Origin of the sequence: Streptomyces montanus, from assembly GCF_005786655.1 — a bacterium.
In the GTDB taxonomy this organism is placed as follows: domain Bacteria; phylum Actinomycetota; class Actinomycetes; order Streptomycetales; family Streptomycetaceae; genus Streptomyces; species Streptomyces sporangiiformans.
Genome location: NZ_VBZC01000012.1, coordinates 119,508 through 146,471, shown reverse-complemented (window position 1 = coordinate 146,471; position 26,964 = coordinate 119,508). Strand labels below are relative to the sequence as shown.

The window sequence follows — 26,964 nt, the reverse complement described above, 5'->3', positions numbered from 1 at the left end:
ACCGGAGTACGGAGGTAATGATGCACGACGTTTTGTTGTGCCGCCATATCAAACCGGTGGCACGCGTGGATGTGTCCAAGACCGCATCGGGCGTGGGCGCATCCGGTCGCTCTTTCGATCTTGTTCATGACGCCAGCGCCCACGAGATCAGCACGACCGCGTCCCGGCAGCTGCGCGGGGGCGCGGATTTTCTCGCTGCCGCACGGTTCATGGTCGGCTCCGGGTTCCACCTCAGTGCCGGCCCGACGACGCTGCGGCTGGCCGAGGTGTTCGCCGCGCGCATGGGGCGCAGCAAGGACGGCACATTCCCGTTCAGCGTCGAGGCGACAGCCCGCGAGCTCGGGCTGAAACGGCGCGCGGTCTTCAACCATGCCCGATACCTGCGCGAGCTCGGCCTGCTCGCTTACGCGGAGCACGGCTCGAAGCGCAACGCACTGCGCACCCGCTACGGCGCAAGGTGGATCAGGGAGCACGGCTACCGCGGTACGGCGACCCTGTTCGCGGCGGTGGCACCACGGGTGTGGGACGACGCGATGGGACGCCGGATCAGGGGCGAGGGCTACACGGCCAGGCAGGTGGGGGTCACTGATGCGGGCCGGGAACTGGCGGTGGCCGCCGCCGGTGAACGCCAGCAGGCACGGCTACGCAAGCAGCAGGCGGAGCCTGTGGAAAACTCCCGCTCGTGCACCCCTTCTTTTGTGGTTCCCCAGGACGGCAGTCATCTGAAGGTAGAGGGGGGTAGTAACTACACCTCGCGCAGGCGCGCGACGCGAACCGACAGCGCCGACACCACCGGCCAAGAACGCGTCTCAGCCACCGAGTGCGCACGGGGCATCGCGACCGCCGAGCAGTTGCAGCGCGAGGTGTGGTGGCTTAACCGCGGATGTGCCCGACGCCTCGCGCACGCCCTGCGCCCTCTGATCGCTGCCGGATGGGCCTGGCAGAGCCTTGCCGCCGAACTCCTGACCTGGGGAGTTCCTGGATATCTTCGAGATCCAGCAGCGTACGTACGCCACGAACTCGCCCGTCGCCGACAGCACCATGTCTGGCCCCACCTTGCTGCACCGGTCGTATGCGATGACCAAGTCGACGAGAGGGGCGAACGCCGTCAGGAGATGCTCCGCCGCCGGGGAGCGGCCCACTCCCCGGCGTGGCAGCGCTATGCCGAGCAGCTCCGCCCCGAGTTGCGTCGCCGTCTGGCCGAAGGACGGCAGGCCCGTCAAGCTCACCGCCTGCAGAGTTCGGCGTACCGACCGATGTGGCGCGAGCCTGAAGAGCATTTCCTGGCCTCCCTGCCGGACCAGGCGTGGGCCAAAGCCCCTTCTCCCCTGGAGATCTACGCGGCGCGGGCTTGGCGCCGGCCTGCTGTTGTCCCGGACAGCGGCACGCTGCCGGCTGGCGATCAGGGGTGGCTGGAGCACTTGCGTGACCAGGCTGAGGCTGAGCGGGCCTGTGCAGTGCTGCGGGCAGAGCTTGAAAACTGGGAGGCCGAGCGCAGATGACCGGCCGCCGGGTGACGCTGTATCTCTCCTCCCGACGTTTTGGCAGGTGTAGCGGACTCAGCCTTCCTCTTGCGCCTTCTGTCCTGGGCCGATGCTGTCTGCCACGTGGGATGTTCGCGTCTTCGCTTCCACAGCCCGCCAAATCGTTCATGATTATTGACACTTTGGTATTTAGTGCGCCAGGATCTGTGGCCATCAGAGATCGCGTATGCCGGTGCCGTTTACTGCACGCGACCCGCCTTAGAACGTATCGGTGTTGATCGCACACGGCCGCCGCGGCCGCGCTGCTCCGTTGTTTCCGTACTCGACCAGGAAACGGTGCGATGACCTACCCCCACTTCGGCCACGCTCCCCATCCCGACGGCCCGTTACCACAACAGCAGCCCGGTTGCCCCGTCCATAACCAGCGGCCCTTGGCGCTCTCCAACGAGTACATGCGGGAAGGCCCGGACAAGCTGTACCAGTGGATTCGGCAGGAGTACGGCCCGGTGGTGCCCATCCTCCTCGAGCACGAGGGCGGGAACGGCATTCCGGCCTGGTTGGTCATCGGGTACGAGGAGCTGAAGCAGGTCTGCAGCCACGAGGAGTTATTCACCCGCGACTCCAGGCACTGGCGCGAACTAGCAGAGGGACGGGTGCCGGCGACCTGGCGGCTGCTCCCCCAGGTCGCCTACCGCGACAACACACGTTTCACCGACACCCCCTACCACCAGCCCCGCCGAGACGCCCTCATCAGCGCGCTGAAGCGAATCGACCAGACCCAGACCCGCCGTCTCATCGAGGCGTACGCCGATCAACTCATCGACAGTTTCTGCGCGTTGGGCTCGGCCGAGTTGGTCGCGGAGTACGCGCGGCCGCTGCCGCTCCTGGTCCTCGCGCGCCTGTTCGGCCTGCGCGGGAACGACGTTGGACAGCTCCTCAACGCGGTGCACCGGATGCTGCAGGGCGGCCAGCAGGCGCAGCGCGCCGACTACGAGATAACCGCCATCCTCGACCGGCTGGTGGCCGACCGCCGCGAGTTACCCGAGGACGACCTGGTCTCTTGGCTGATTGCGGCCGTGCCCGGGCTGAGCGACGAGGCCGTACGCCAGGACATCTGGCTGATGTTCACCTCTGGTGCAGGGGCCGCAACGGGATGGATCGCGAACTGTCTGGCACAGCTGGCCACCGATAAGGAGCTTGCCGCGGGTCTGCGGTCCCACAGGCTGTCTCTGGAAGCTGTTCTGCGCGCGACGCTTTGGAACGCGCCGCCGGCGGAGAACGTCATGGGGTCTTTCGCCCGGGTGGACGTGGTCCTGGGCGGCAGGACCATCCGTGCCGGGGACATGCTCATCCACGGCCTAGGGGCAGCCAACCGCGACCCCGCTCTCGGCGAGGGCAGCGCCCGCGACGCGCACACGGTCAGCAACCGCGCCCACGCCGCATTCGGGGCCGGACAGCACCGGTGCCCCAAGCCAGCAGTCATCCTTGGTGAACTGATCACCACGGTGGCGGTCGAGCGGCTACGACAGCGCTGCCCCCATATGGCCCTGGCCCATCCCGAGCGACCCCTCTCCTGGGGGCCTTCGTTTGTCGTGCGGGCACTCACCGCCCTGCACGTCGTCTTCACTACTACCCCGCGCGGAGCACGCCGCGCGCCAGTCCCATCCGCCTTCGGAGGCCCCTCATGGCACTCACAGAACCCCAGCTCACCAACGGCGTCCCCGCCCCCGAGCGCATGGAGCTCACAAACCCCCTCTACGTCCTCGGGAGCGGTGACGCCGCCGGGGACGCACGGGCACTGCAGGCGCTCGGGCCCGTCGTCCCGGTGGCACTCCCTGGTCGCGTGGCTGCTTGGTCGGTGAACCGGCGTGACGTCGCCGACGAGCTCATGACCCATCCGAGTATGCGCAAGAACCCCCAGCACTGGCAGGCCCTCAACGACGGCCTCGTACCGGACTCGTGGCCGCTGCTGGGAATCATCACGGCCCCCACCATGCTCAACATGGACGGCATGGACCACATCCGGCTGCGCAGTCTGATCCAGAAGGCTTTCACCAGCCGTCCAGTCGAGGCCCTGCGGCCGCGAATCGCGGAGATCACCCGGAAACTGCTCGATGACCTCGCCGCCGCCGGGCCGGGCACGGTGATGGACCTGCGTAGCCAGTTCGCCTTCCAGCTGCCGATGCGGGTGATCTGCGAGCTGTACGGAGTCGACGACCCGGACACGCGGCAGCAGCTCGCGGCCGACAGCGGACGATTGCTCAGCAGCCAGACGCCGCCGGCCGAACGGCTCGGCGCGCAGGCCGCCATCGGCGCCGCGATGGCCAAGCTGGTGGCAGAAAAGCGGGCAGCACCCGGTGGCGACCTCACCACAGCCCTGATCAACGCCTACGACAACGACGACCGCATGTCCGAGGACGAACTCGTTGGGACGTTGTTCCTGATGCTGATCGCCGGGCATGAGACCACGCAGAACCTGCTCACGAACGCGATCAAGAATCTGCTTGAACACCCTGCGCAGCTCGACTTGATACTCGAAGGCCGCGCCAGCGAAGACCCCTGGCGGGGTGTGGTGGAGGAGTCACTGAGGCTCGATGCTCCGGCCGCCACCATCATGTTCCTGTACCCCGTCGCCAATGTGACGGTGGCCGGGGTGACGATCCGTGCCGGCTCGCCGGTCATGATCCATGCAGCGGCGATTGGGCGTGACGATCAGGTCTTCATCGCGCCTGACCGGTTCGTGTCCGGCCGGGACAATGCTCACCAGCACCGCGCCTTCGGCCATGGCGTTCACCGTTGCCTGGGCGCACATCTCGCTCGCCTTGAGGCCCGGATCGCGCTCCCCGCTCTCCATGAGCGGTTCATCATCACGCCCGCGGAGAAACTGTCCGAGCTGGAGCCGCTCGACTCGCTGTCGAGCAACTCGGTAGCGCGGCTGCCTGTCCGCCTTAGGGAGCGGAACCCAGCCCCGAAGTAACCCACGTTCGGGTCGTGTGACTCAGGGACCGGCCCCGAGGCTGAGAGACAAGCTGACCTTGTCCTTGGGCCTTGGGACCGGTCCTTCTGGCCGCAACCAGTGGTTGATCACGGCGTTCGCCATAGCAGCGAAGCTCCCGGCCGCAGGGCACGACCGGGAGCGGGCGGCATCGGCAATCCGAGCTGGGGGCGCCGGTATTCAGCGAGAGGCGTGCGGCACCAACTGCTCCAGCATCCGCGGCGGGAACAAAGAGTGAGCGCTCCGCGAGGCGCCTAGGGCAGAGCCGGAGGCTGCCTCGTCACCGAGGACGCGATCGCTCCGCCTGAAGGCCACGGGCAGAATACGCAAGGACCGCACGATGATCGATGTGCCCCAGTCCAGGGACTCGTCGGGATTCTCCAGGTACGGGGCCCGACAGCGGAACAGGAAATGGTCGATGGCCGTCCTGACGATGTCCTTGGCCATGCGCTCCCCGGGACACCCGTGCGGGCCCGCACCAAACGCGGGGTGGGATTCATTGGTGAGGGTGTAGGAGATGCGCTCGCCGGTGCCCGTGGCATTCGGGTCAGTACTGGCACCGGCCAGGCCCAGCACCAACATGGCGCCGCGAGGGATCTGATAATTACCCAGGGACAGATCCCGTGTCGCAAACCGACCCAGTACGTTTTGAACAGGAGGGTTCTCCCAGTTCGTTACGTTCATGATCTGGTCGATCGACGCCCTGTTGGCGACGAGCAGGTCATGCAACTCCGTCTTTCGTACGACCTGCTCCATGACGTTGGCGATCCAGTTCGTGCACCCGCCGGCCCCCGCCAGGATTGTCAGCCAGGCCTGGTTGGCCACTTCCTTGTCGCTCAGTGACGGCCAGTCCGTGTCAGGGCGATTGACGGGACTGTGGATCAGCCAGGACGTGAGGTCCTTCTCGGGCTGGGCCCGGCGCGCGGCCACCACGCGCTGGAGGATGGCGTTGATCTGTTCATTGGCGCGCTGGGCTCCTTCGCCGCCCTCCAGCAGGCGGGGGATAGCAGGCAGCAGCTGCTCTCCGTCCTCGTGTGACAGCCCCATCAGGCGCAGCATGACCAGGAGGGGCAGGGGTGCGGCATAGTCGGCGACCATGTCGGCCCGCCCGCTCTCACAGAACCGGTCGATCAGCCGGTCGGCCTCCCACTCGACGACGCGGCGAGTCAGCCTGCTGTCAGCCTGACTGAGCCCGGACTCCAGAACGCCGCGCAGCCGCCAGTGCTCTGCACCGCTCATGAACCGGGCATTCTCCTGATAGGCGACCTGCGGCAGGAGCGGCCAGTCGACCGGCACCCGGTGCGCCTGCAGCTCGCTCCACTGTCGGGAGTCCGGGGTGAACAGGTCCTCTTGCTGGCAGACCTGTTGCAGTTCTTTTCGGCCGATGACGAGGAAGGCCGGGATGCCGCCGTCCAGTTCGATCGGTACGACCGGCCCGTGCTCCTTGCGCCACGTCTCGTACAGGCCGCTCAGCTCGTGCTCCATCAGCTCACTGGTCAGCCGTACTCGGCCGGCGTGTGCCGGGCAGCTGGGCGGAGGCACGGGGCCAGCGCTGTCGAAAGGCTGAGCGGGGGGTGGCGGGTAGGTCATCTCGGAACCGTTTCCTGGTCGTCAGAACCGACGGCGGCACGGCCCTTGGGCCGCGCGCGATCATCACGAGGGTCTGGCAGGCCACACGAGCACGTCATTCCGCTGATGCGACCTCTGGCAGGCCAGATCTTGGTGCACCATCAGCAACACAGTCAACGATTGTGAACGAATCGGCCAAGTGGTCTGCATTGCGGGCTAGTTGAGCGGTGAGCCTGCCCGGCAGAAAGGCTCTTCCACTCGCGCCCCGGTCCTTGCGGAGGGGCCGCTCGAAGGGCACGGCGAGAGGGTCGCCCGGGCCCACTCCAGGTGAGACGCAACCGGGATGTACTTCGTGAAGGGGGATCCCTCAGTCAGCAGCGCATGTGGCGCGACTGGCACGCCTTGCTGAGACACCCAAGCTCTATCCGCGGCGGACACTGGTAACCTCCGTGAACAGATCAGTCATGCACTGTCTGTCACGAGGGGATTGGGAGCGTGTACCGGCCGATGAACAGCCCCGCCGCCGCGGCAGCGGATCGCCGGACGAGCACCACACCAGCGCCGACAGGGGCCGTGACGCCGGCCTCCGACCTGACCACGGGTCTCTGAGCGGCATGGGCGGATCCTTCTCGGCGTATCCGGGTTTAATGGCCACCGCATGCGTGCCACGCACGGTCGTGAGCCAGACCGTCACCGTGTGGTGGACACGACGGCGAGTGGTCCACCAGGCCAAGAAGCTCGGTCTTCGCCCCGACCTCGGGCTGGAGGCGATGATCGACCGCATCGCCCGGCTGCGCGGCCAGCCGATCGATCTGGATTTCGTGCCGATGCCCAGAAGGATGACCGGGCTGTGCTGCTTCGGTGAGGACCGTGACACCATCGTCGTCAACGCAGAGGCCGAGCCCCTCCACCGTGTGCTGATCACACTGCACGAACTGTGGCACCTGATCGAGGACTTGGTGGGCCCCGGGCCTCTTGTCCGTCTCTGGCGGCTCCTGGTGACCCGGCCGCTTGAGCGATGCGGCCTGCGGAAGAAGGGGGCCGGATCCCCTTTCGGTGATCACACCGTCTTCGAACTGGACAACCTGGCAGATGTGCTGGACGCGCTGTCACCCGAGTTGGTCCACGACGTCATTGAACACCGCCGGCCCGTGAAAATGCGCGGGGAACACAACCACAGCCACGACCCAGCTGAGGTGTTCGCCCGGCAAACGCTGCAGATGCTCGCCCTGAACGAGGACGCGTCCGGAATCGGGTCCGTGACAGCTTCGCTCGACCACCGGCGCACCGGCATCTGACCTCGATGCTCGAGCCCGTCCTCACCGCCGTCAACCTGGCGATCTTCGCGGTGTGTGCCACGGTCGGTATCGCCAAGGCCGCTGCGGCCCGCAGCGACCGGGACACCACCTTGCGCGTCACGGCGTCCGTCCTGCTGGTCGCCTCCGTGGTCTATCTCCTGTCCGCGCCTGCCGTCTACCGGCTCGTCGGCACCGTCACTGGGTCGCCCAGCCTTCCCACGCTGCTGGTCAGCGTCGCCATCCTGCTGTGCGTCGGCCACGCCCATGCGCTGACCCTGCTGTGGCATCCGCGGCGCCGGACCCCGGACGCATGGCGCCGCTCGGTCACCGTCTGGGCACCGATGTACATCCTGGCGATCGCCGCGATGGTAGTGCTGTTCTGGGCCGCCGACCTGACCGGACCCGCCCACCCGGCCCGGCCCCTCTCGTTCGCCACCTCCTACGCCCACGTTCCAGCTGCTCTCGCGTTCCAGCTGGTGTTTCTCACGGCCCTCGTCGCCGGGATCACTGTCACCGTGCGGCAGTGCCGCGGCCGCGACGGGGTCATCGCGCTGCCCGAGCGCCCCGAACTCGCGGACAGCCTGCGTCTGTTCGCCGCAGCCGTCGCGCTGGATCTCGCCTACGTCGCCTGCACCGCCACTGCCGTCATCTCCGCCTCGCAAGGGCACCATGCCTTGGACTTCCTCGCGGCAGTCGGCTCTGTGGCCAGTAGCAGCAGCGCCCTCGTCGCGAGCTACGGCCTGTCCAAACCCGCACTCGCCGCCCGCGCCGCCGAACGCGCCGACCACCGGATTCTGCTGGCGCTGTGGATCGCCCTTCAGACCGGTCGGGGGTCGAAGCCGCCGCGCCCGGCCTGGTGGAACCGCTACGCTCTCTCGGATCTCCTCGCGGAGATCCTGGACGGCACCTACCGCCTGCGCCCCTGGATGAGCGCGGCTGCTGCGCAGGCCGTGAAGGAGCTCGCCGCGACCCGCCCGGACGCCCATGATCTCGACCTGCCCTCCCTGCAGGCCGCCGCCACGATCCAACACGCGCGGCAACGCCGCGAGTCCGGATTTCCTACCTCGGATTCCGCCCCGCCTCATGCCAGCACCCCGCCCACCCTCGAGCGCGCCCGCCAAGTCCGCATCGCGGCGCACCTTTATCACCCGCTGGTGACGGAGGCACTCAAGACCCTCACGCGCGTCGCCTGAACGGACACCGGCATCTCACACTTCGTCCGGTGCGGATCGTCGTGGCTCAGGCCACGTGCCGAACCGGATTGCGCACGGCACAGATCGGGGAAGCAATATGAGCGCCACTGATCGGCTCGAAGGGAGCCCCTGTGACGCTCGTAGCGCCTCCCCCCATACCCAGGGCAGCGGGATCCATTCCGCTTCTGGGTCACGCGATACAGCTCATGCGCGACAACCTCGCATTCATTGCATCGCTTCGCCACACCTACGGCCCGCTGGTCGAAATCACACTGCAGCCGGGAACCCGCACCATCATCGTTCAGGACCCTGAGCTCATCCGCGTCATGCTGAAGGACCTTGGCCCAAGCCTCGACAAGGGCCGTTTCTTCGAAAAAATGGGTCAACTGCTCGGCGACTCCGTGGTCACCGCCGCCGGCCAGGACCACGTCCGCAAACGCCGCCAGCTTCACCCCGCGTTCGCTCGCGGCGAGATCGCCCGCTACGTCGACATCATGCGAGGCGAGGTCACAAACACCGTCGACAACTGGAAGCCCGGCCAGACCCTCGACGTGCGCGAGGCAATGGTCAAACTCTCCCTTGACATGCTCGCCAAAACGGTGTTCTCCGGCAGCCTCGACGAGACCACCTTCCGCCGACTGCGCCGGGACCTGTCAGTAGTGATGAACGGCGTCGGCGCCCGCATCATGCTGCCCGACTGGGTGGAGAAGCTTCCACTGCCTTTCAATCGCCGCTTCGACCAGGCACGGGACGCCGTACGCGCCACCATCCAGAGCGCCGTCGACGAACTGCAGGAATCCGGGCACGACACCGGCGACATGCTCTCCATGCTGCTACGCGCGGAGGACGAGCAGACCGGCCAACCAATGACGGGGCACCAGATCTGCTCCGAAATCCTCACCCTGGCCGTGGCCGGCACCGAAACCACCGCGTCCGTGCTCTCCTGGATCCTGTACGAACTCGCCCGCCACCCCGACACCGAGGCCCGCGTCCTGGCCGAACTCGACGAGATCCTCGGCGACAGGCCGGTCACTTTCGAGGACGTAAATCGGCTCCCCTACCTGAGGCGTGTCATCGATGAGGTACTGCGCCTGCACCACACAGGATGGCTCGTCACCCGCCGCACCGTCACCGAAACCCGCCTCGGGGAATGGACCCTGCCCGCCGGCACCGAACTGGCCTATTGCCAGCATGCCCTGCACCGCGACCCGGCACTGTTCCCCAACCCCCTGGTCTTCAACCCCGATCGGTGGCTGGACAGTGAGCAGCCGCCCCCCTCCGGGGCGTTCCTCCCGTTCGGCGAGGGCAAGCACAAGTGCATCGGCGAAAGGTTCGCCCTGACCGAACTGATCACCGCGATCGCAACGATCATCCGGGAAGTGCGGTGCGAACTCGCTCCCGGCCAGATTGTGCGCCCCGTGGCCCGGGCCACCGTACGGCCCAGAACTCTGCTGATGACCGTCAGGAACCGGGAACGCTCCGATCAGACGCCAACCGCGATAACCGGCACCTGAAGGCCGCCGTCAGCTGTGACGAGGATTCGTAGGTGGCACCAGAAGAGGGCCATCTGGCGCCGAGATCGCCTGGCTCGCCCCCTCCTGCTGCCCGGCACCGTACGGGCGAGTAGCCGTCCGTACGGAAGTGCCAACAATCCTTGGGAGCTGACAGGAGGCCGGAGGAATCACGTCTGGCACACGTCCTGGTCAGAGCTCTGCAGCGGTGCCAACTACAGGTCTTCGTCACGTCAGCGGACCAAATCCGGCCGGACCCTGGAGAATTGGTGTCCGTAGGATCCGGACCGGGAAGAGACTGCTTCCAGAGACTTCATTGATCAGGAAGGACCTGCATGTTTCCTCTGGGGATGCCCCCTGCAATCGCACGGCTCACGGCGCTCGGCCGAGCCTACGACGCGCTGAAGGCGAAGCTTGGACGGTCAAAGAAGTAGGGCTCCTGGCAGTCGGATGCCCATGCCCGAACGCGGGGCATGGGCATCCGACTGCCAGGAGTGGCGGAGGTGAGGACTGGTTCGTTCTTCAAATGCCAGGGGCTCCCTGAGCGTTCGTGGGGGGAGCTCTGGAGGAGCCGGTGGGCGACTTCTCCCTCCGCGCCGCCCGAGCTACTACTTGGGGAACTTCCAGATGAACGGTTCGCCGTTCTCCTCCGACCAGCGGACCTCCACCGACTTCGTCTTCGAGGGGATCAGGTAGGACTCGCACAGGACATGGCTCTCGCCCGACTTCCAGCTCTCGATGTCGATCGGGTCCTCGCATCCGGGAGAGTCATCGGAAGCGCCGATCAACAGGGCACCCTTCTGTCCGTCCGCCCAGATCGTGGTGCTGTCGTTCGCGTCTGGGCTCTCCGTGAGCGCCGGGCCGGCTTTGTGGGTGAACTGTACGTGTGCGACAGCGAGCACCATTCCCTTGGCGTCCGCCGGGTCCTGCACCAGCTTCTGGGCCTCGGCCTCCGAACCAATGTCGACCTTCTGCGCCGTGATGTCGTAGGTGATCTCGGCGTCGCCTTCCTTGACCTTCCCCGTGGCGCTCTCGCCTGTGTCGAGCTCGCCGCCGGAGGCCGGCTTGGCCTGGGTGGCCTTCGGCGAGGACTTCTTCGCGTCGGCGTCGGGCTTGTCGTCGCCGCCACCGCCGCATGCGCTGAGGGTGAGCACGAGGAGGGCGGGTGCGGCGATGCGCAGCGTCTTGTGGGGCAGCAAAACAGGGCTCCTTGCTGAAGACGGTTGGAGGGGTGCCGAGGGCTCCGCAGCCGAGACAGCGGTCTTCCCCGGTGGGCAATCAGGCCGCGGATGTGGCGTACCTGGCCCTCGGGCACCAACGGCGATCATTGAGCTGCCCAGATCCTGATGCACCACAACGCAAAGTGTCAATAATCGTGAACGATTTGTACGGTGAGGTGCACAGCGTCAGATGGGGAGTTGGGCCTCAGGGATGCCTGCGACAGTGTTCTTGACCAGGAACGTTTCCAGGGGCCGTCCTTGTCGGTGCGGCACGAGGGCGCGGGACCGGCCGCCGCACCTGCGCCCTCGCCCCGCACCTGGCGCGCGCTTCGGGGACGGATCGCTACAGCGCGGCGCATTGAAGAGTTCGGAGGGGCCTAGCTGCGCTTTCGGCGGGCGGTGATGACCGCGGTCAGGATCTCGTCCATCGCATCAGCGGCCTGGCTCAGGTCGTCCGTGCTGCGTGCCGCGACCTTGGTCACGCCGTGCTCGTACGCTTCGGCCACCTTGTTGAGGAACTTCAAGTTGCTCACGATCGGGCCGAGGATTGCCGCCAGGGCTTCGCGCTCGTTGTAGGAGCAGAACCCGGGCAGGGCACCGAAGTGCCGCTCGATGGCGGCGATGTTCTCCGGGCTGGTGAGCCGGCCCTCGGTGAAGACGTAGAAGACCGTCTGCTTGCTGACCTTGGAGCCTCTGGCGATTTCCCCGTAGGTGTACGGCCTCGGGGTCCTGCCGCTGAGCCGGCGGGTCATCGGTGTCTTCAGGCGCGTCTTGCGCAGGAAGAGCAGGCGCTGCAGGAGGCGTGCATGGGCGGCTTCCTTCGAATCGTCGCGATCCGGCGCAGCGCCGCCGAGCAGGGCAGTCACCCGCTCCGGCTCTATGCCCGTGGTGTAGCTGATCCTTTCCGGGTCCAGAAGGAGTTTCAGCTTGTCCTGGGCCGCTGGCGGCAAGCCCTGCGCCATCTCCTGCAGTTCGCTGAGCAGGCCGCTGAGGTCATCGCCCTCAGCGGGTGTCGTCACTGCGGCGCCGGACTCGTCACCCTTCACCGCTGCGGGCTCGCGGGCGGCATCGTTCACCTGAGCTCTCCAAGGCTGGCCCGACAGGTCTGGAAGGGGGATGCCATGAGGCTACCTCTCTGGTTGCCCCATGCAATGGGGGGTCTGCGGAGATCGTACGGGCGCAGCGAACCCAACGCCACGATCGTTCACAATCATTGACACTTTGGCTCGCGCTGCATCAGGATCTGCAAAGGCCGGAGCCCGCGCCCATCCGGCGCGACGGGCATTGGTGCGGGCTGTCCGCCTGCCGACACAGCGTCGTCCGGCTGCCTCTGGCCAGCGCAACCACCGGCAGACGCTGAGGACTTGGAACAAGGCGGCCTGGAGGAACACGATGACGCACGCGGCACGGATGAACGGGCTCATGACAGCCGAGCGATCCGCTGTGCTGCCTGCTCACCGCCAACCGCCGCTCTGCACACTTCCGGTCCAGGGCTTGCCTTGGACCGGCGCTGGTCGGGGCGCCACCCGGATCGCGCCTACCCCTGCGCCGTCCGGCCTCGACTTGGGCTGGGGCGCCCGGACCGTACCCGGGCGCCCCAGCACTACTCTCTCCCGCCGACCGGGTAACCGCCATGATCGATGACACCACGACCGGCGCTGTCCAGAGCATCGACGGGATCTGGATCACTCCGGCCGGCCGGTACTGGGACGCCGTGCGGCTCCCCCGCAGGCTCGGCCTGGACGCCTTCAACGCCGTGACAGGACCCCTCGGCGCCGTGGTCATGGCCCCGGTCACCCGCGGCATGTACTTCCTCGTTCCACCCGGCACGACACGCTCATGGAACCTGCCGCAGACCGTCGGCCTCGGCGAGGCCGCCCACATCGCCCTGCCACCGGCAGGGCGAAAATACCCACCCGGACCGTACTGGCTGGTCCCTCCTCGCCGCAGCCAACTCCACACCCCGACCTACGACTTGCACTGCGCGGTCGAAATCGCACTCGGCCTGCGGCCCGGCAGGCCGACGGCAGACAGGCCAGACCTTGCACGCCTCTCCCTCAAGCAAGTCAAAGGCGTGCACTGCGCGTTGTGCAGTCACCGGCTCGACCAGGCCCGAAAGCTCGGCGTCTTCTGCACAGGCGAAGGGCTGCTCGCCGAACCCACCGAACTTCGGGCCTGCGCCCCCGACTGCTCGACCACCAGCCGGTCGTCTCTCCCCGCTGCCGGGCGCGCCCAGGCACCCGAGCCAGCCAACTGGAAGCAACCTGCCACCGAGCATCGCGCCATGCGGTTCGACAGGGTGACAGCCCGCCCACGCACGGCTTGTTGCCCACTCCGGCCCACATCCTGACCAACTCCACTGACCTGCACGTTTCGTTCGCCGCCCGCCTGTACCTCTGCTCCCAGGAGCCTGGAACCGTGCCCCTCACCGCTGCTCCGTCCGCGAGACGACCAGGCGCGGCTAGGACGCATCGTGCCCTCGTGTGTCTCGGCGTAAGCCGTCAACGGGGAGCGCCGGTGTACGCCGAGACCAGGCCAGCCCCCACCTGCACGCCCCGTTTCAGGAGGAAGCACAGCAATGACGTCCCCCCACCGCACTGCCCACACCCCCCGCATGTCGCTGGTCTCGATCAGCGTGATCGCGGCCGCCGCACTCAGCGGGTGCAGTGCCGGCGCCGACGAGAGCTCCGGGACCGACGGGGCCGCCGCGAGCCCCACCCCGAAGGGCGTGGTAACAGCCGATGTCGCACGCGCCACGGTGGACACGTACGAAAAGGTCAACAACAAGGCCAACAAGGTCCGGGACGGGAAGCTCCTGGGCACTGTAGAAGGGGGCCAGGTTCATGAGCAGTCCCTGGCCGACTACAAGCAGTTCAAGACGTGGTCGAAGGACGAGCAGAAGAACTACGAGAAGCCCTTCACGTACAAGTCCCGGGAGTACTACATCCCGGACGCTGATCAGAACTGGTTCGCGGTCAAGGCGAAGTCCAACGGAACCAAGTCAGAAGCACTCATGATCTTCGACAAAGTCGACGGCCGCTTCAAGATGGTCGCCACGGTGTGGGCGGAGGACCCGATACCCGAGATCGCTGTCGACCGGAACGGGCTCGCCACGGCCGTCGACCCGGCCAAGCGCGTCGGAACGATCGCCCCGAATCAGATCAGCGCCGCCTATGAGGACCTGTACAAGACCGGCGGCACGAAGGACGGGGCGAAGCTGGCCTCCACGAAGACCACCAAGGAAGCGGTCAAGGTCTACCAGGAGCGCGACAACGGCAAGGAGGCCCGCTGGTCGACCAAGAAGTTCTTCACCGCCAAGCCGGCGCACCCTCAGCTGTACGCGCTGCGCCTGGCCGACGGCGGCGTGCTGACCGTTTTCCCGACCGCTCACACCCAGGAGAGGCTGCTCAAGCCCGCGTACATGAGCAGCTTCGAGATCAATCCGAATGAGCAGGAAGCCGTCTACAACCCTGCAGGACGGTCTCTGATCACCGACGAGTTCCAGGGACAGGGCCTTGCGAAGCTGAGCCCCAAGGGCGAGTACCAGGTGATCGCCATGGAGTGGAAGATGGTGGACTCGCGGTGAGCGCCCCTGAGATGCCCGTCGGCTGTGTTCCACAGCCGGGCACCCTGCGGTACACCCCGATCGCCACGCCCAGCGCCTGGGCCTTCGAACGCGACCGGAGATTCGCGGTGTTCCTGGCAGCCCGGCTGACCGAGGCCGAAGACCTCGGCTGCTGCCACGCTGAACTCAAGGTCCTGGCCGGCGTACGGGACGTCTTCGAGGAGTGGCTCGCCAACCGCGAGCTCGCCATGAAACTCGCCGACCACGACCTCGCCATGAAAGTCGACGACGACCTCTTCACCGGCAGCATCAGCGCTCTGGGCTGGACGCTTCGGTGTCTCGCCCGCACCGTCTGGTCCAGCCATCCCGGGTGGGAGTTGGCCTTCCACCCGAACGTTGTCTCGGCGCCGATCGACCCGCTGAAGGCTTCTGTAAGTGCAAATGCACACAGCCACTCGTCGACTCCCGGCTTCGGAAACGACCGCAGGGGTCCCGAGTCGTAGGAGTGAACTCGATTATAGAGCTGAGAAGTTGACTGGCAGATGCGTAATCTTGCGGCTACGGAAACGCATTACCGCAGCTCGACCATGCCGTGCACGCGACCACAGCACCGCAGAGCCCGGGGTTGTGGTCGTCACACAGCGCGTTCGTACGGGGAGACAACGTGACACAAGAACACCACAGGCCCATGCTCACGACTGTTCGCATCCGGAATCGGCGCACAGTGTCCTCGGCGCTGGTAGTGCTTGCTTCGGTCACCCTGGCGGCTGGCTGTTCCTCCGGCGGTGGGGGCAAGACCGACACGTCGCCCACGCCCGGCAGTGCAGCTCCCACGAAGACCGTGTCCGCCGACGAGGCGCAGGCCCGCAAGGCGGTCATCGCCGCCTATCAGAGCATGGCCGATGAGCAGGCCAAGGCCTACGCGAAGTCTTCTCTCGCCGGGAGCGACATCACCAAGTACGCCACCGGCAAGGCACTGCGGGACGTGAAGGACGCGGTCTTCGTCAACATGCAGAACGGCATCGTCGTCAAGGGCGAGCCCAAGGTGATCGCGGCCGAGGACGACGTGACGCTCGACACCACCAGCAAGCCTCAACGGGCCTCCCTGCAGGTGTGCTTCGACACGAACACCTGGAAGCCGGTTGACAAGAAGACAGGAAAAAGCGTCGCTCCGCCCAACCAGGTCAAGCGCTACACCATCACCGCGAACCTTCAACAGCAGAGGTCCCGGTGGCTGGTCACCGATGAGAAGGCGGACAAGGAGAAGACATGCTGAGCCGGCGCGCCCTGGCGGGCGCCGCGCTGGCCGCACTGCTCGCCCTAGTGTCCGCGGAAGCCACCGCATATGCCGACGGCGGCAAGGTCGTCTGCGATGAAAAGGGCTTCTGCCGGGTAGTCGCCGACGACACCGTCACCACACCGGGCAAGGGCGAGGGCGGTGACAGCGAGCAGGCCTCCGACGGCAAAACGAGCAAGCCCAAGTGTTACGACGACCGAGTCGGCAACAACCCGGTGCCCTGTTACCTGAAGGGCTACGGCTACTGGGTCAACGGCCGCAACTGCTACTTCCAGAAGGCCGATCCTCAGCCGCCGGCGGGCGATCCCCGATGGGAGGGGCACGATCCCGCGGACGGGGCCGTGTATGACGCGTACTGCCCCGACAACCCGAACATGACCTCACAGTGGTTCGCGCAGCCGCCCAACGGAGGCGCGGCGGTTGATCCGGAGGTGCTGGCTCGGGAGGCCGTGAAGAAGATGCGGCTTCTGGGCCCGGACATCGCCAGCCCGCGGGCGGCCGGGAAGTACACCGTGGGCGTGCCGATGTGGATGTGGGTCAACCAGAGCGCGACCACGTACGGGCCCCAGTCCGCGTCGGCGTCTGCCGGCGGAGTGACCGTCACGGCCACAGCCAAGGTCTCTCAGATCGTCTGGCAGATGGGCGACGGTGCCACGGTTACGTGCCACGGCCCGGGCACGGCCTACCAGGCCTCCGCCGGCATGTCAGAGTCCCCGACCTGCGGCCACCTCTACGCCAAGACGTCGGCCGGTACGCAGAGCGGCAAGTACCAGGTGACCGCGACCTCAACGTGGTCGATCGACTGGGAGGTCACTGCCGGCGGAGGCGGGCAGAACGGCCAGCTCACTCAGACCCAGCAGTCCCAGATGCAGGTGGCGATCGGCGAAGTCCAGGTCGTCAGGTAACGCCGCCGGAAGGACAGAACGGTGAGCAAGACCCAAGAACGTGTAGACGCAGCCAGCTCGAACGGCCTCCAACAGGGGCGCGTGGCCGGCCCGGTGGCTCCCCCGCGGGTGTCCGCCCGCAGGCGACGCCCGGGTGTCATCGCCCTGTCGCTGGCGCTGATCGCCGCTGGCGGGGCGGGGGTCGCCGTGTTGCTGCTTCAGGTCGGCCATCGCACCGAGGTGGTGACCGTGGTGCGCGATGTGCCGGTCGGCCAGGTTCTCACCCAGGACGACCTGGGCAAGGCCTCCGCCGCCCTGGACCCGGCCGTGAAGGCGGTGCGTGCCAACGACGTGGACTCGGTGGTGGGCAAGCGGGCGGCCGTGGAGCTCAAGCCCGGCTCCCTCCTGGCGCCGTCGCAGGTGACGAAGGACTCCCTAGTGAAGGCCGGGGAACAGCTGGTCCCGATCGGGCTCAAGCCTGAACAGGTTCCAGCCACCGCACTGGTGCCGGGCCAGAAGGTGGAATTGGTCCATGTCCCGGCCCAAGGCGCGACAGACACGGGCACGACATCCGACGCCGCGCCGCAGACCATCGACGGACGGGTCGTGAAGGCCTCCAAGGCCGCCCCCGGCACCGGGATCGTGGTCGTCGACGTCGCCACCTCCGCCACCGACGGCCCCACCGCCGCCGCCTGGGTGTCGGCCGGCACGCTCAAGCTGGTTCTCGCTGCTCCGGACGGCAGCTGATGGCTGTCATCGCGCTGGCCGGATGCAGTGGCTCGCCCGGCGTGACCACGAGCGCTCTCGCGTTGATGCTGTCGTGGCCGCTGGAGCCGTGCCGGAGGATGGTCCTGGCTGAGTGCGACCCGGACGGCGGGGCTGTGCTGCACGGGCTGTTGCAGGGCACGCTCGGCGACCGGTACGGGCTGCGGAACCTCTCGGTCGCCGCCCGCCAAGGCGACCTCGGCGATGCCTTCTGGCGTCAGCTGATCGACCTGGGCGGCGAGGAGGGCAAGAAGCAGTCGCCGCGCGACCGGCTGCTTTTGCCGGGCATCACCGACCCCGCGCAGTCAGCAAGCCTGGGCTCGGTGTGGAAAGCCTTGGGTGTCATCTTCCGCGGCATCGAGGCCGAGCACGGCCACGACATCCTGATCGATCTCGGCCGCCGCGGAGCTTTTGGCCCGTCCGGTGTATTGGCCGAGCAGGCCGACGCAGTGGTCGTCGTGGTGCGCAACACCCTGCGCTGCCTGCAAGCGGCCGAGGGCCGGGTGCGCGCGCTGGAGGAGCGGGTCGGTGACGTCGGCGTGCTGATGATCAACGAGGGGCCGTATCCCGCGGGTGAGGTGCAGCGGGTGCTGCGGGTCCCGGTGGTGGCGACCCTGCCGTACGCGCCGAAGGACGCCCGCGTGCTGTCCGACGGTAGTGAGCAGCCGCGCCACTTCACCAAGTCAGCGCTGATGAAGGCAGCCAGGACGGGCAGCGCCCTGCTGGTCCAGCGGGCCGCTGTGCGCCGGGCCCGCCTCGATCCACACGGCACGTTTGCCGCAGGCGGGGAGGTAACCCGTGCGCGGTAGGCCCTTGCATAACGATCCCATCGTGTCTCCGCCGCCCGGCCGCCCCCAGCAGGCGTGGCCCCGCCAGGCGAACGGCACGCCTGCCGGTGCTGCCTCGAGTACGCACGCGCTCGGCACCGCCACCCCTCAGGTCACCGTCGACTACAAGGTGGCCCGGCACATCGCCGGCCAGGTCGCCAAGCAGCGCGAGGACTTGCTGAAGACGACGCCTGATATGGACCGGGCCAGCGAAGAGCAGCGCTGTCTGGACTGGATCAACGAGGCGGTCGCGCTGTGGTCGGACGCCCAGGCGATGGCGCCGCAGGAGGATGAAGCACTGCGGCATGCCGTCTATGACCTGCTCTTTCGGGCCGGGCGGCTCCAGCCGTACCTGGACGATGAGCGGGTCGAGGACATCATCATCCAGGGCCCGGACCAGGTGTGGCTCGACTACGGCGACGGCGAGCGCCGGATGGTCGGGCCGATCGCGGATTCGGAAGAGGAACTGCTGGAGCTGCTGCGGGAGTTGGCCCGGGGGTCCGGGCACAACGAGCGCACCATCTCCACCGCGAACCCGACCCTCGCCCTGTCCCTGCAGGACGGCTCCCGCTTGCAGGCCATCACGGGGCTGGGCCCGATGACGTATGCGGTCATCCGCCGGCACCGGGTCTCCCACGCCGGCCTCGACGACCTCGTCCGGCTGGGCACGATCGACCCGATCCTGCGCGACTTCCTCGGTGCGTGCGTGCGCGCGGAGAAGAACATCATGATCGCGGGGAAGCAGAAGGCCGGGAAGACCACGCTGCTGCGGGCGATGCTCAAGGAGTTCGACCCGGAGTGCCGGTTCGCGACCATCCAGACCGAGGACGAGCTGTTCGCCCACGCCAACGGCTACCACCGGCAGGTTGTCTCTCTGGTGGGCCGTGAGTCCAACGGGGAGAAGGATGTCACCGGACGGGGCGCCGGCGAGGTCACGCTGCTGGACCTGATGCATCCCGCTTTGCGGATGTCGCTGGAGCGGATCGTGGTTGGCGAGGTCCGGGGCCCGGAAGTCGTGGCGATGATGCAGGCGCTGACGAACGGTTCGGGCGGCAACTTGTGCACGATCCATGCCCGGCGCCCGGACATTATCTTCGACCGGATCGCCGAGCTGTATGCGCTCGCCCAGGACAACCTGTCCGAGCAGCTCGCCTACCGGCAGACGGCGAATGGCCTGGACTTCATCGTGTACGTCGACATGACCGATGAGACGCAGATCGGCGGCCATCGTCACCGCTACGTCTCCCACGTCCTGGAGCTGACCGGGATCGGTGAGAACGGCCGTCCCGCCACCAACACGGTCTTCTCCCCCGGAGCCGAGTTCGGCGAGTTGCGCGCGGTGCCGCGGATGGACCCGGGCTGCAGCGACGACCTGCGTCGCGTCGGTTTCGACTCCGCCCTGCTGCAGCAGCCGTACGGGGCTTGGCAGGCGCCGTTGCCGCTGAAGGTGGGGGTGAGCCGATGACCCTGTTGTGGGGGTTGCTGAGCGGCATAGCCGTCGTCGGCGGGTTGATCGGCGTCGTGACAGGTCTCGTGGGCACTACAGCGCCGCGAAGGGCTCCGCTGCGGCAGCGGTGGCAGGCCTTGCGCGCCGGGAAGGACCAGGGCGAGGATGTGCGGCTGCGTCGTCGGACCCTCGCGGCCTTGGCGGTCGTGGTCTTCGTGGCCGTGTGGCTGGTCTCGGGGAACTTCGTGGGCGGTGCATTGCTGGGCGCGGCCGTCATCGGCGTGCCCTGGCTGATCAGCCCCGCGCAGATGGCGCAGGAACGCATCGGCCAGTTGGAGGCCCTCAGCGAGTGGACTCAGCGTCTGGCCGGTCTGCTCCGGCTGGGCATGGGCCTGGAACAGGCGATGGTCACCAGCCGTCAGGGTGCACCGGACGAGCTTGCCCCGCAGATCATCAATCTGTCCGACCGGCTGCGTCTGGGCTGGCGGCCGGAGGGAGCGCTACGCGCGTTCGCCGAGGAACTGAACGACGTCACCGCGGACAAGGTGATCGCCGCGCTCATCCTGTCCGTCAACGACCGCGGCCCGGGCCTGGCTCAGGCGCTGGAGGACCTGGCGGGAACGGTCCGCGACGAGGTCGCCAAGAAGCGCGCCATCGAGGCGGACAGGGCGAAGCCGCGGACCACCGTGCGGTGGATGACCATCATCACCGTGGGCGTCGTGGTGGCCGGGTTCTTCGTGCCCTCCTACACAAAGCCCTACTCCACGCTGCTGGGTCAGCTCGTGCTCGCCTTCCTGACGGCCGGCTTCATCGGGGTGCTCGCCCTGATGCGGCAGCTGGGTGCCTTCCGCCGCATCCCGCGCTTCCTGATCACCGACCCGTCCAGCACCGTACGGCTGTCCGCGTCAGCGAGGGAGCTGGAAGGAGTCACCTCGTGAACCTGCTTCCCGTCGTCCTGACCGGCGGTTCGGTCGGCGCCGGCCTCGCCTTGCTGGTGCGGGAGCTCCTGCGTCCCCAGCCCGCGTTGGGGCTGGCCCTGCAGCGCAGCGCCCCGGCCACTTTGACCATGCCCGAGCCGGAACTGGATCGCGAAGAGCAGTGGGGCCGGTGGCTGCTGGCCCGCCTCGAGCGCCTGCCCGGCGTACGGATCCCGACCACCAACTTGGCCCTGCTGGGGCAGGGGCCGGGCCAGTTCATGCTCAAAAAGACCGCGCTCGCAGCCATGGGCCTGCTCTGCCCGGTGATCGCGACGATTCCGTGGATCATCGCGGGCGTCTCGCTGCCGTTCTACGTACCCGCCGGCGTCGGACTTCTCATCGCGGGACTGCTGTTCATCACCCCGGATCTCGCGGTCCGCGACCAGGCCAAGCGGGCGCGGGAGGAGTTCGCACACGCCCTGTCCGCCTACCTGGATCTGGTGGCGCTCAAGCGGGCGGCCGACGCCGGCCCCGCTGAGGCGCTGGAGAAGGCCGCCGAGGTCGGCCGCGGCTGGCCCTTCCTCTATCTGCAGGGCGCGCTACGCAGGGCCCGGCTGGAGAAGATCCCGCCCTACCAAGCACTTACAGAACTCGCCGACGAGTACGACCTCCCTGTCCTGGACGACGTCGCCGACATCATGCGGGGATCGGCCACCGATGGCGCCGCCATCTACAAGGCGCTGCGGGCCCGTACCGCAGCGCTCAATTCCGAACTGCTGGCCGATCAGTCCGCGGAGGCGAACGCCGTCAGCGAGAAGATGACCGCCCCCGGCGCTCTCCTCGCCGTGCTGGTCATGTTGCTGATGGCGTTTCCCGCGGTCATCCGCATGTTCACCGTCTAACACCATCCCGACTTTGCTGATCCTCTGAGGGAGCAAGGAGCTCAGATCATGAACCACACCACAGCCCGCGCCTACCGTGCGGTGCACTGGCTGAGTACGCGTCTGCAGGAGAGCCTGGAGGAGGCCAAGCGCCGTCCGGACCGCGGCGACATCAGCACGACCACCGTCATCATCTGGGTGGCTTCCATCACCGGCGCCGTACTGATCGCCGGAACCATCACCATCGTGATCGCCAAGTACAACGGCAAGCTCAACGGGCTGTGATGTCTCCTCCGGAGCGGCTCAAGGACTGGTGGCAGGGGCGAAGATGGCGCGACGACCGCGGTGACACCGCCATCCAGATGGCGATCATCTTCCCGTTCGTGCTGCTCGCCACGGTGGCCGTTATCCAAGCCTCGATGTGGTATTACGCACGGCAGATCGCCTTGACCGCTGCCCGCGAGGGCCTCACCACAGCCCGCGCGTACCAGTCGAGCCCGGCCAACGGCGCTGCCCAGGCACGGGATGTGCTGGGGCGCGTCGCGGGTGACAGCCTGCGCGGTTACAGCGTCAGTGCCGGCAGCAATGGGCAGCGGGTGCGGGTACAGGTCTCCGGGACGGCCATGTCGATGATCCCGGGTATTTCGGGTCTGCAGGTCACCCAGTCGGCGTCCGGCCCGGTGGAGCGCTGGACGGTCCCGGGAGGGTGAACGACGTGCGATACACGGCCCGTTGGGCTCGCAGGCTGCGCAGCGATGAGGGCAGCGCCGCGATCGAGGCGGCCATCATCCTCCCGTCGCTGATCATGTTCCTGTGTCTGGCTATCGCCGGGGGACGCCTTGTCACCTCTGGCTCGAAGATCGACGCGGCAGCTGAAGATGCGGCCAGGGAGGCGTCCATTCACCGTACGGCGGGGGCCGCCCAGGGTGCCGCGCACGCGGCGGCCACCGAGTCGCTCAACGACCAGGGCATCACGTGCGCGTCGACCAGCGTCAGCATCAACACCAGTGGCCTCAGCGTGCCGGTGGGCCAGGTAGGGACGGTCACCGCGACCGTGAACTGCACGGTCAATCTGTCGGATCTACTGCTGCCGGGCGTGCCAGGGGCCCGGACTCTCACGTCGACAGCGACCTCAGTTGTGGATCAGTACAGGCAGCGAGGTGACTGATGATCTTCCGGCAGATGGGGCTGATCCCGGAACGGTGGGATGACCGGGGAGGCGTCACGGTGTTCGTAGCTGTGTGCGTCCTCGCACTGATCGGCCTCATCGGCGTCGCCGTCGATGGCGGCAGCAAGATGCGGGCCACCGAACGCGCCGACTACATCGCCGGCGAGGCCGCCCGGGCAGGCGGGCAGGCGATCGACCCCGCCGAGGCCATCAGCGGCGACGCGATCGTCGTGGATCCGCAGGATGCCCAGGCCGCGGCCCAGGCGTACTTGCACTCGGCCGGCGCCACCGGCACGGTCAGCGTGTCCGGTGATGGCAAGACCCTCAACGTGAACGTCACCGGCACGTACGACACGAAGTTCTTGCCGGTGGTTGGGATCGGCTCGTTGTCGGTGACCGGCCAGGGCAAGGCCACCCTCCTGCACGGCGTCACCGCTCCCGAAGGAAACTGATGCGCACCACCCCCTCGCCCGCCGCAGCGGCTGCCCGCACCCTGGGCCGGATCATCAAGGCTGTACTGAGTCTGCTGGTCCTGGCTGCCGCGGTCGCGGGGCTGCCGCTGCTGCTGGCCTGGGTCACCCCGGTCATCTGGGAGGCCAGCCACGACGACCTCGCACACCTGCTGGACCGGCAGGACACGGGGGCCGCGTTCCTGCTGCTGCTCGTCGCGGTGGGCTGGATCGGGTGGATGCAGTTCACGTTCTGCGCCGTACGCGAGCTGTTCGCACAGCTGCGGGGCCGGACCTGGCACGCCCCGCGAGGACTGGGCTCCTCACAGCGCGCCGCGGCTCTCCTGATCGGCAGCATCTTGGTGCTGCTGCCCACGAGTTCGGCCCTGGCTTCCGATGCTCAGGCGGCCCCGGTCACCACCTCTGCTCGCGTTCCCGGCCCGGCCCAAGCCTCGCAGGCCTCGCAGGCCGCTGAAGCCGATCCGGCCGCGCCGTCTGCCGCGCGCAAGCAGGCGTCCCGTACTTCGTACACGGTGCGCGAGACGCGGCCGGCTGAGAGCCTGTGGGGCATCGCCGAGCGGGAGTTGGGGGACGGCGAGCGGTGGCGGGAGATCTCCGCCCTGAACGAGGGCCGCGTGATGGCCAACGGCCAGGTCTTCAAGGCCAACAGTTTTCTGCAGCCCGGCTGGCAGCTTCAGATGCCGGATTCCTCCGAAGCGGCGGGAGGCGTCCGTACGCAGCTGGGTGACAGCGCCCCGGCTACTGCCGAGGAGAGCGCGCGCGTCGTCACGGTCCACTCGGGCGACTACCTGTCGAAGATCGCGGAAGAAGAGCTCGGCGACGGCGACGAGTGGCCTCAGCTGTTCGAGGCCAGCCGGGGCAAGCCGCAGCCGGACGGCCTGCCCGCCATCTCCGACCCGAATGTGGTCTACGCGGGACAGCAGGTCACAGTGCCCGGCGCCAAGCCCGACCAGCACGAGCCGCCGCACGACAGCAACCACGGCGACGAGACGGACAACCAGGAGACCACTCCCCCGGCCACGCAGAAGCCAGATGGCGAGCAGAAGCCGGGCAAGGACACGGGGGATGAGCAGGCACCCGCGCCGGGCAGCACCACGGCGCCCGCGCCAGAATCGTCGGCCCCCAGCGCGGCGAGCAGCCGTCCCGCCCAGCAGCCCGGGCAGGAACAGGGCTCTCCTTCCGCGACGGCCCAGCCCAGCACCAGCGCCTCCCCCTCTGCGCCGTCGGCGTCGGCTGAGCCGTCCGCTACCGCTGCCTCCTCCCCCGCCACTGCGGCGTCCGAGACGCCGACGTCGGCTCCGGCCGACAGTCCGCTGAACCTGCGCACCGTTCTCGGAGCGGGCGCGCTGCTAGCCGCCGCCATCACCGGGGCTCTCGCGCTGCGCAGGACGCTGCAGCGCCGCCGCCGCCAGCCGGGCGAGAAGATCGCCATCGCGTCGGAGACCTCTCCGGCCGAGGCCCAGTTGGCGGCGGCCGCCGAACCGGGCGGTGCAGCTCGCCTGGACGTGGCCCTGCGGACTCTGGCCCACCAGTTGGCCCAGCAGGAAGGCGCTGCGGACCTGCCGCCATTGCGGGCCGCACGGATCGGTGCCCGCGCCGTGGAGGTGCTTCCCGAGGATCTCGCCCAAGGGCCGCAGGCGCCCTTCGTCTCCGGGAAGGGCGGATGGTGGGTCCTGGCCGCCGACGCCGCCCTCTTGGATGAGGAGGCCGCCCGCGATGTACCAGCGCCGTATCCGGGGCTGGTCACCATCGGCAGCACCGAGGCGGGCGACCTGCTGCTGCTCAACCTCGGCCAGGTGCCCGCCGTGCTGCTGGACGGCAACCCGGTCCACATCACCGAGATGTGCACCTCGCTCGCCCTCGAGCTTGGGATGAGCCCGTGGGCGAGCGAAGTCGAAGTCGTCACGGTGGGGTTCGGCGAGGACCTGCCGCAACTGCTGCCCACCGCACGGATCGCCCACATGCGCCACGCCACCCACGCGCTGCGCGATCTGAGCGAACGGCTGCTGGAAGCACACCAGATGCCCGAGACCAGCCATCAGCCCTACCTGCTGCTGTGCGTGTCCTCGCTCGACGCGGACACAGCCTGGGAGTTCGCCGACGTCATCGACAAGGCCGGGACAGTTCCCGTCACCCTGATCGCCCCGGCGAGTACGGCGGCCGGGCACTTCCCCGAAGCGGAGATCCTCAACGCCTCACTTAGCGAACCGCAGCACCTCGACTACGCCAGCACCGAGATCACGGTGCAGCGCCTGGAGCACGCCTCCTACCTGCAGATCACCGCTGCGTTGAAGGTGTCGGCGCAGCCAGCCCACCCGGCCGAGGGGCCCTGGGAGGACGTCCCAGACGAGCCTGACAACGTGCCCGGGGCTGAGCCGACCGCGCCGGAGGAGTCCGCCGCGCCCGCGACGGACGCTGACACGAGCCCTTCGTTGACGCCGGCGGCCGACATGAGCGGCGAGGTCTTCCCGGCCTTGCTCGCCGCCACCAGCGATCCGTCCGGGCTCCGCCTTTTGTCCCCCGCCAAGACGTCGACTCAGGCCGAGGACGAAGACGATCCGGGTGCCGAAACGGCGGTGCCCCCTGCCCCGAGGGCACCAGAGGCCGGGGAGGCCACGGTGGCCGGAGAGTCCGACGACGGCGGGGACACCGTTGAGGAAGGCACGGTGCCGGAGGCGGATGAGGGCGAGGCTCACGATCTGCACGCGCCGGAGATCCGAATCCTGGGCCCGGTCGCGGTGACCGGTGTGGACAGCACCGGCCACGGCCCGCGGATCGCACAGCTCGCCGCCTTGTTGTATTTTCGTCCCGGGCGGAACGCGGACGTTCTGTGCTCTGACATGGACCCCATCAGCCCCTGGTCGTTGAGTACTCTCAACGCCCGCGTGCAGGGCCTGCGTCGCTCCCTGGGCAACGACCCCGCCGGCAACCCCTACGTGCCTCGCCGCAAGTCCGGCGAGGACCCCTACCGGCTCTCCCCCGGCGTGCGCTGCGACTGGACCCGCTTCCTCCAGCTCGTCGAACGCGCGCTGCCTCTGGGCCCGTCCGGTCTGACAGATCTGGAGAGGGCACTCGCTCTGGTGCGGGGCCGACCGTTCGGAGGCAAGGCATTGCCCTGGGCTGAGCCCTACCAGCAGGAGATGACCACCCGGATCATCGATGTGGCGCACACCGTGGCCACCTATCGCACCCCCGTGGGTCCGCACCAGGACCTCAGCGCGGCCCGCCAGGCCGTCGCAACCGGTCTCGATGTCGACGACACGGCGGAGTTGCTATATCGGGACGGGATGAGGATCGAGGCCGCGGCGGGGAACCGCTCGGGGCTGCACACCGCCATTGCCCGCGTCCAGCAGGTCAATCGGGCGTTGGACTGTTCACTTGAGATGGAGACCGAGCAGCTCATCAACGAGCTGCTCAACGGCTCGGGCGGGGCGGCCCGCACGGCCCTGTAGCCGAGGGGTGCGCAGATGCGC

General features: G+C 67.9%; 24 protein-coding genes. 21 read left to right on the top strand and 3 right to left on the bottom strand.

Translation table 11 applies throughout. The annotated features are described in order from the left end of the window. The first annotated feature begins 17 nt into the window (after positions 1-17). From FE633_RS13445 to FE633_RS13440, 3 genes are all read left to right on the top strand, one after another. The gene (locus FE633_RS13445; RefSeq protein WP_138045353.1) at positions 18-1,502 is read left to right on the top strand and encodes a hypothetical protein; all 1,485 of its coding nucleotides are present in this window, start codon (positions 18-20) and stop codon (positions 1,500-1,502) included. Between the two features lie 413 nt (positions 1,503-1,915). Further along, positions 1,916-3,346 (top strand): cytochrome P450 family protein, encoded by a 1,431-nt coding sequence (locus FE633_RS47180; protein WP_171059932.1) that lies wholly within the window; start codon positions 1,916-1,918, stop codon positions 3,344-3,346. 41 nt (positions 3,347-3,387) lie between these two features. Further along, on the top strand, positions 3,388-4,461 hold the full coding sequence (locus FE633_RS13440; RefSeq protein ID WP_212747213.1) for a cytochrome P450 family protein: 1,074 nt from the start codon (positions 3,388-3,390) through the stop codon (positions 4,459-4,461). 198 nt (positions 4,462-4,659) lie between these two features. Here the strand turns inward: FE633_RS13440 and FE633_RS13435 are convergent, their stop codons facing one another. Next, positions 4,660-5,964, bottom strand: coding sequence for a cytochrome P450 family protein (locus FE633_RS13435; protein ID WP_138045351.1), 1,305 nt, complete (start codon positions 5,962-5,964; stop codon positions 4,660-4,662). A 698-nt stretch (positions 5,965-6,662) separates the two neighbouring features. On the opposite strand from FE633_RS13435, the gene FE633_RS13430 reads away from it, so the two are divergent. From FE633_RS13430 to FE633_RS13420, 3 genes are all read left to right on the top strand, one after another. Further along, on the top strand, positions 6,663-7,346 hold the full coding sequence (locus tag FE633_RS13430) for a hypothetical protein (protein WP_138045350.1): 684 nt from the start codon (positions 6,663-6,665) through the stop codon (positions 7,344-7,346). Between the two features lie 5 nt (positions 7,347-7,351). Further along, the gene (locus FE633_RS13425; RefSeq protein ID WP_138045349.1) at positions 7,352-8,539 is read left to right on the top strand and encodes a DUF6545 domain-containing protein; all 1,188 of its coding nucleotides are present in this window, start codon (positions 7,352-7,354) and stop codon (positions 8,537-8,539) included. A 131-nt stretch (positions 8,540-8,670) separates the two neighbouring features. Then, positions 8,671-10,053 (top strand): cytochrome P450, encoded by a 1,383-nt coding sequence (locus FE633_RS13420; protein WP_138045348.1) that lies wholly within the window; start codon positions 8,671-8,673, stop codon positions 10,051-10,053. A gap of 605 nt (positions 10,054-10,658) precedes the next feature. On the opposite strand, the gene FE633_RS13415 is transcribed toward FE633_RS13420, so the two are convergent. Further along, positions 10,659-11,249, bottom strand: a complete 591-nt coding sequence (locus tag FE633_RS13415) for a hypothetical protein (protein ID WP_246113597.1) — start codon at positions 11,247-11,249, stop codon at positions 10,659-10,661. A gap of 398 nt (positions 11,250-11,647) precedes the next feature. Next, positions 11,648-12,346, bottom strand: coding sequence for a hypothetical protein (locus tag FE633_RS13410; RefSeq protein ID WP_138045347.1), 699 nt, complete (start codon positions 12,344-12,346; stop codon positions 11,648-11,650). Positions 12,347-12,903: 557 nt separating this feature from the next. Between FE633_RS13410 and FE633_RS13405 the strand changes: the two genes are divergently transcribed. The 15 genes from FE633_RS13405 to FE633_RS13335 all read left to right on the top strand — a co-directional run bounded on the left by FE633_RS13405 (position 12,904) and on the right by FE633_RS13335 (position 26,943). Further along, positions 12,904-13,620: a hypothetical protein gene (locus FE633_RS13405; protein ID WP_138045346.1), complete on the top strand. Its 717-nt coding sequence runs from the start codon at positions 12,904-12,906 to the stop codon at positions 13,618-13,620. Between the two features lie 228 nt (positions 13,621-13,848). Further along, the gene (locus FE633_RS13400; RefSeq protein ID WP_138045345.1) at positions 13,849-14,856 is read left to right on the top strand and encodes a DUF8094 domain-containing protein; all 1,008 of its coding nucleotides are present in this window, start codon (positions 13,849-13,851) and stop codon (positions 14,854-14,856) included. Beyond that, on the top strand, positions 14,853-15,338 hold the full coding sequence (locus FE633_RS13395) for a hypothetical protein (protein ID WP_138045344.1): 486 nt from the start codon (positions 14,853-14,855) through the stop codon (positions 15,336-15,338). Before FE633_RS13400 ends, FE633_RS13395 begins: the two co-directional genes overlap by 4 nt. 338 nt (positions 15,339-15,676) lie before the next feature. Continuing rightward, positions 15,677-16,111: a hypothetical protein gene (locus FE633_RS13390; RefSeq protein ID WP_138045343.1), complete on the top strand. Its 435-nt coding sequence runs from the start codon at positions 15,677-15,679 to the stop codon at positions 16,109-16,111. Then, positions 16,105-17,037, top strand: coding sequence for an ATP/GTP-binding protein (locus tag FE633_RS48325; RefSeq protein WP_246113596.1), 933 nt, complete (start codon positions 16,105-16,107; stop codon positions 17,035-17,037). The genes FE633_RS13390 and FE633_RS48325 overlap by 7 nt, the downstream gene beginning before the upstream one ends. Before the next feature lie 21 nt (positions 17,038-17,058). Continuing rightward, positions 17,059-17,763: an SAF domain-containing protein gene (locus FE633_RS13380; RefSeq protein WP_138045342.1), complete on the top strand. Its 705-nt coding sequence runs from the start codon at positions 17,059-17,061 to the stop codon at positions 17,761-17,763. Beyond that, positions 17,763-18,590, top strand: coding sequence for a CpaE/TadZ family protein (locus FE633_RS13375; RefSeq protein WP_138045341.1), 828 nt, complete (start codon positions 17,763-17,765; stop codon positions 18,588-18,590). The genes FE633_RS13380 and FE633_RS13375 overlap by 1 nt, the downstream gene beginning before the upstream one ends. Next, positions 18,580-20,073, top strand: a complete 1,494-nt coding sequence (locus FE633_RS13370) for a TadA family conjugal transfer-associated ATPase (protein WP_138045340.1) — start codon at positions 18,580-18,582, stop codon at positions 20,071-20,073. Before FE633_RS13375 ends, FE633_RS13370 begins: the two co-directional genes overlap by 11 nt. After that, a complete protein-coding gene (locus FE633_RS13365) occupies positions 20,070-20,993 on the top strand; it encodes a type II secretion system F family protein (protein WP_138045339.1) in 924 nt (307 codons plus the stop codon). The genes FE633_RS13370 and FE633_RS13365 overlap by 4 nt, the downstream gene beginning before the upstream one ends. After that, on the top strand, positions 20,990-21,874 hold the full coding sequence (locus FE633_RS13360) for a type II secretion system F family protein (protein ID WP_138045338.1): 885 nt from the start codon (positions 20,990-20,992) through the stop codon (positions 21,872-21,874). The genes FE633_RS13365 and FE633_RS13360 overlap by 4 nt, the downstream gene beginning before the upstream one ends. Before the next feature lie 48 nt (positions 21,875-21,922). Continuing rightward, positions 21,923-22,138 carry a hypothetical protein gene (locus FE633_RS13355; protein ID WP_138045337.1) on the top strand — a complete coding sequence of 72 codons (216 nt, stop codon included), beginning with the start codon at positions 21,923-21,925 and terminating at the stop codon, positions 22,136-22,138. Then, positions 22,138-22,563: a TadE/TadG family type IV pilus assembly protein gene (locus tag FE633_RS13350; protein ID WP_171059930.1), complete on the top strand. Its 426-nt coding sequence runs from the start codon at positions 22,138-22,140 to the stop codon at positions 22,561-22,563. The genes FE633_RS13355 and FE633_RS13350 overlap by 1 nt, the downstream gene beginning before the upstream one ends. Further along, on the top strand, positions 22,560-23,021 hold the full coding sequence (locus tag FE633_RS13345; protein ID WP_171059929.1) for a TadE/TadG family type IV pilus assembly protein: 462 nt from the start codon (positions 22,560-22,562) through the stop codon (positions 23,019-23,021). The genes FE633_RS13350 and FE633_RS13345 overlap by 4 nt, the downstream gene beginning before the upstream one ends. Further along, a complete protein-coding gene (locus FE633_RS13340; protein WP_138045335.1) occupies positions 23,021-23,473 on the top strand; it encodes a TadE/TadG family type IV pilus assembly protein in 453 nt (150 codons plus the stop codon). Before FE633_RS13345 ends, FE633_RS13340 begins: the two co-directional genes overlap by 1 nt. Further along, positions 23,473-26,943: a LysM peptidoglycan-binding domain-containing protein gene (locus FE633_RS13335; RefSeq protein WP_138045334.1), complete on the top strand. Its 3,471-nt coding sequence runs from the start codon at positions 23,473-23,475 to the stop codon at positions 26,941-26,943. Before FE633_RS13340 ends, FE633_RS13335 begins: the two co-directional genes overlap by 1 nt. Positions 26,944-26,964 lie beyond the last annotated feature (21 nt).

Coding starts and splice junctions, on each gene's coding strand:
- FE633_RS13405 (WP_138045346.1), top strand. CDS start 12,904: ATGATCGATGACACCACGACCGGCGCTGTCCAGAGCATCGACGGGATC.
- FE633_RS13375 (WP_138045341.1), top strand. CDS start 17,763: ATGGCTGTCATCGCGCTGGCCGGATGCAGTGGCTCGCCCGGCGTGACC.
- FE633_RS13445 (WP_138045353.1), top strand. CDS start 18: ATGATGCACGACGTTTTGTTGTGCCGCCATATCAAACCGGTGGCACGC.
- FE633_RS13400 (WP_138045345.1), top strand. CDS start 13,849: ATGACGTCCCCCCACCGCACTGCCCACACCCCCCGCATGTCGCTGGTC.
- FE633_RS13335 (WP_138045334.1), top strand. CDS start 23,473: ATGCGCACCACCCCCTCGCCCGCCGCAGCGGCTGCCCGCACCCTGGGC.
- FE633_RS13365 (WP_138045339.1), top strand. CDS start 20,070: ATGACCCTGTTGTGGGGGTTGCTGAGCGGCATAGCCGTCGTCGGCGGG.
- FE633_RS13430 (WP_138045350.1), top strand. CDS start 6,663: ATGGGCGGATCCTTCTCGGCGTATCCGGGTTTAATGGCCACCGCATGC.
- FE633_RS13350 (WP_171059930.1), top strand. CDS start 22,138: ATGTCTCCTCCGGAGCGGCTCAAGGACTGGTGGCAGGGGCGAAGATGG.
- FE633_RS13355 (WP_138045337.1), top strand. CDS start 21,923: ATGAACCACACCACAGCCCGCGCCTACCGTGCGGTGCACTGGCTGAGT.
- FE633_RS48325 (WP_246113596.1), top strand. CDS start 16,105: ATGCTGAGCCGGCGCGCCCTGGCGGGCGCCGCGCTGGCCGCACTGCTC.
- FE633_RS13340 (WP_138045335.1), top strand. CDS start 23,021: ATGATCTTCCGGCAGATGGGGCTGATCCCGGAACGGTGGGATGACCGG.
- FE633_RS13425 (WP_138045349.1), top strand. CDS start 7,352: ATGCTCGAGCCCGTCCTCACCGCCGTCAACCTGGCGATCTTCGCGGTG.
- FE633_RS13435 (WP_138045351.1), bottom strand. CDS start 5,964: ATGGAGCACGAGCTGAGCGGCCTGTACGAGACGTGGCGCAAGGAGCAC.
- FE633_RS13440 (WP_212747213.1), top strand. CDS start 3,388: ATGCGCAAGAACCCCCAGCACTGGCAGGCCCTCAACGACGGCCTCGTA.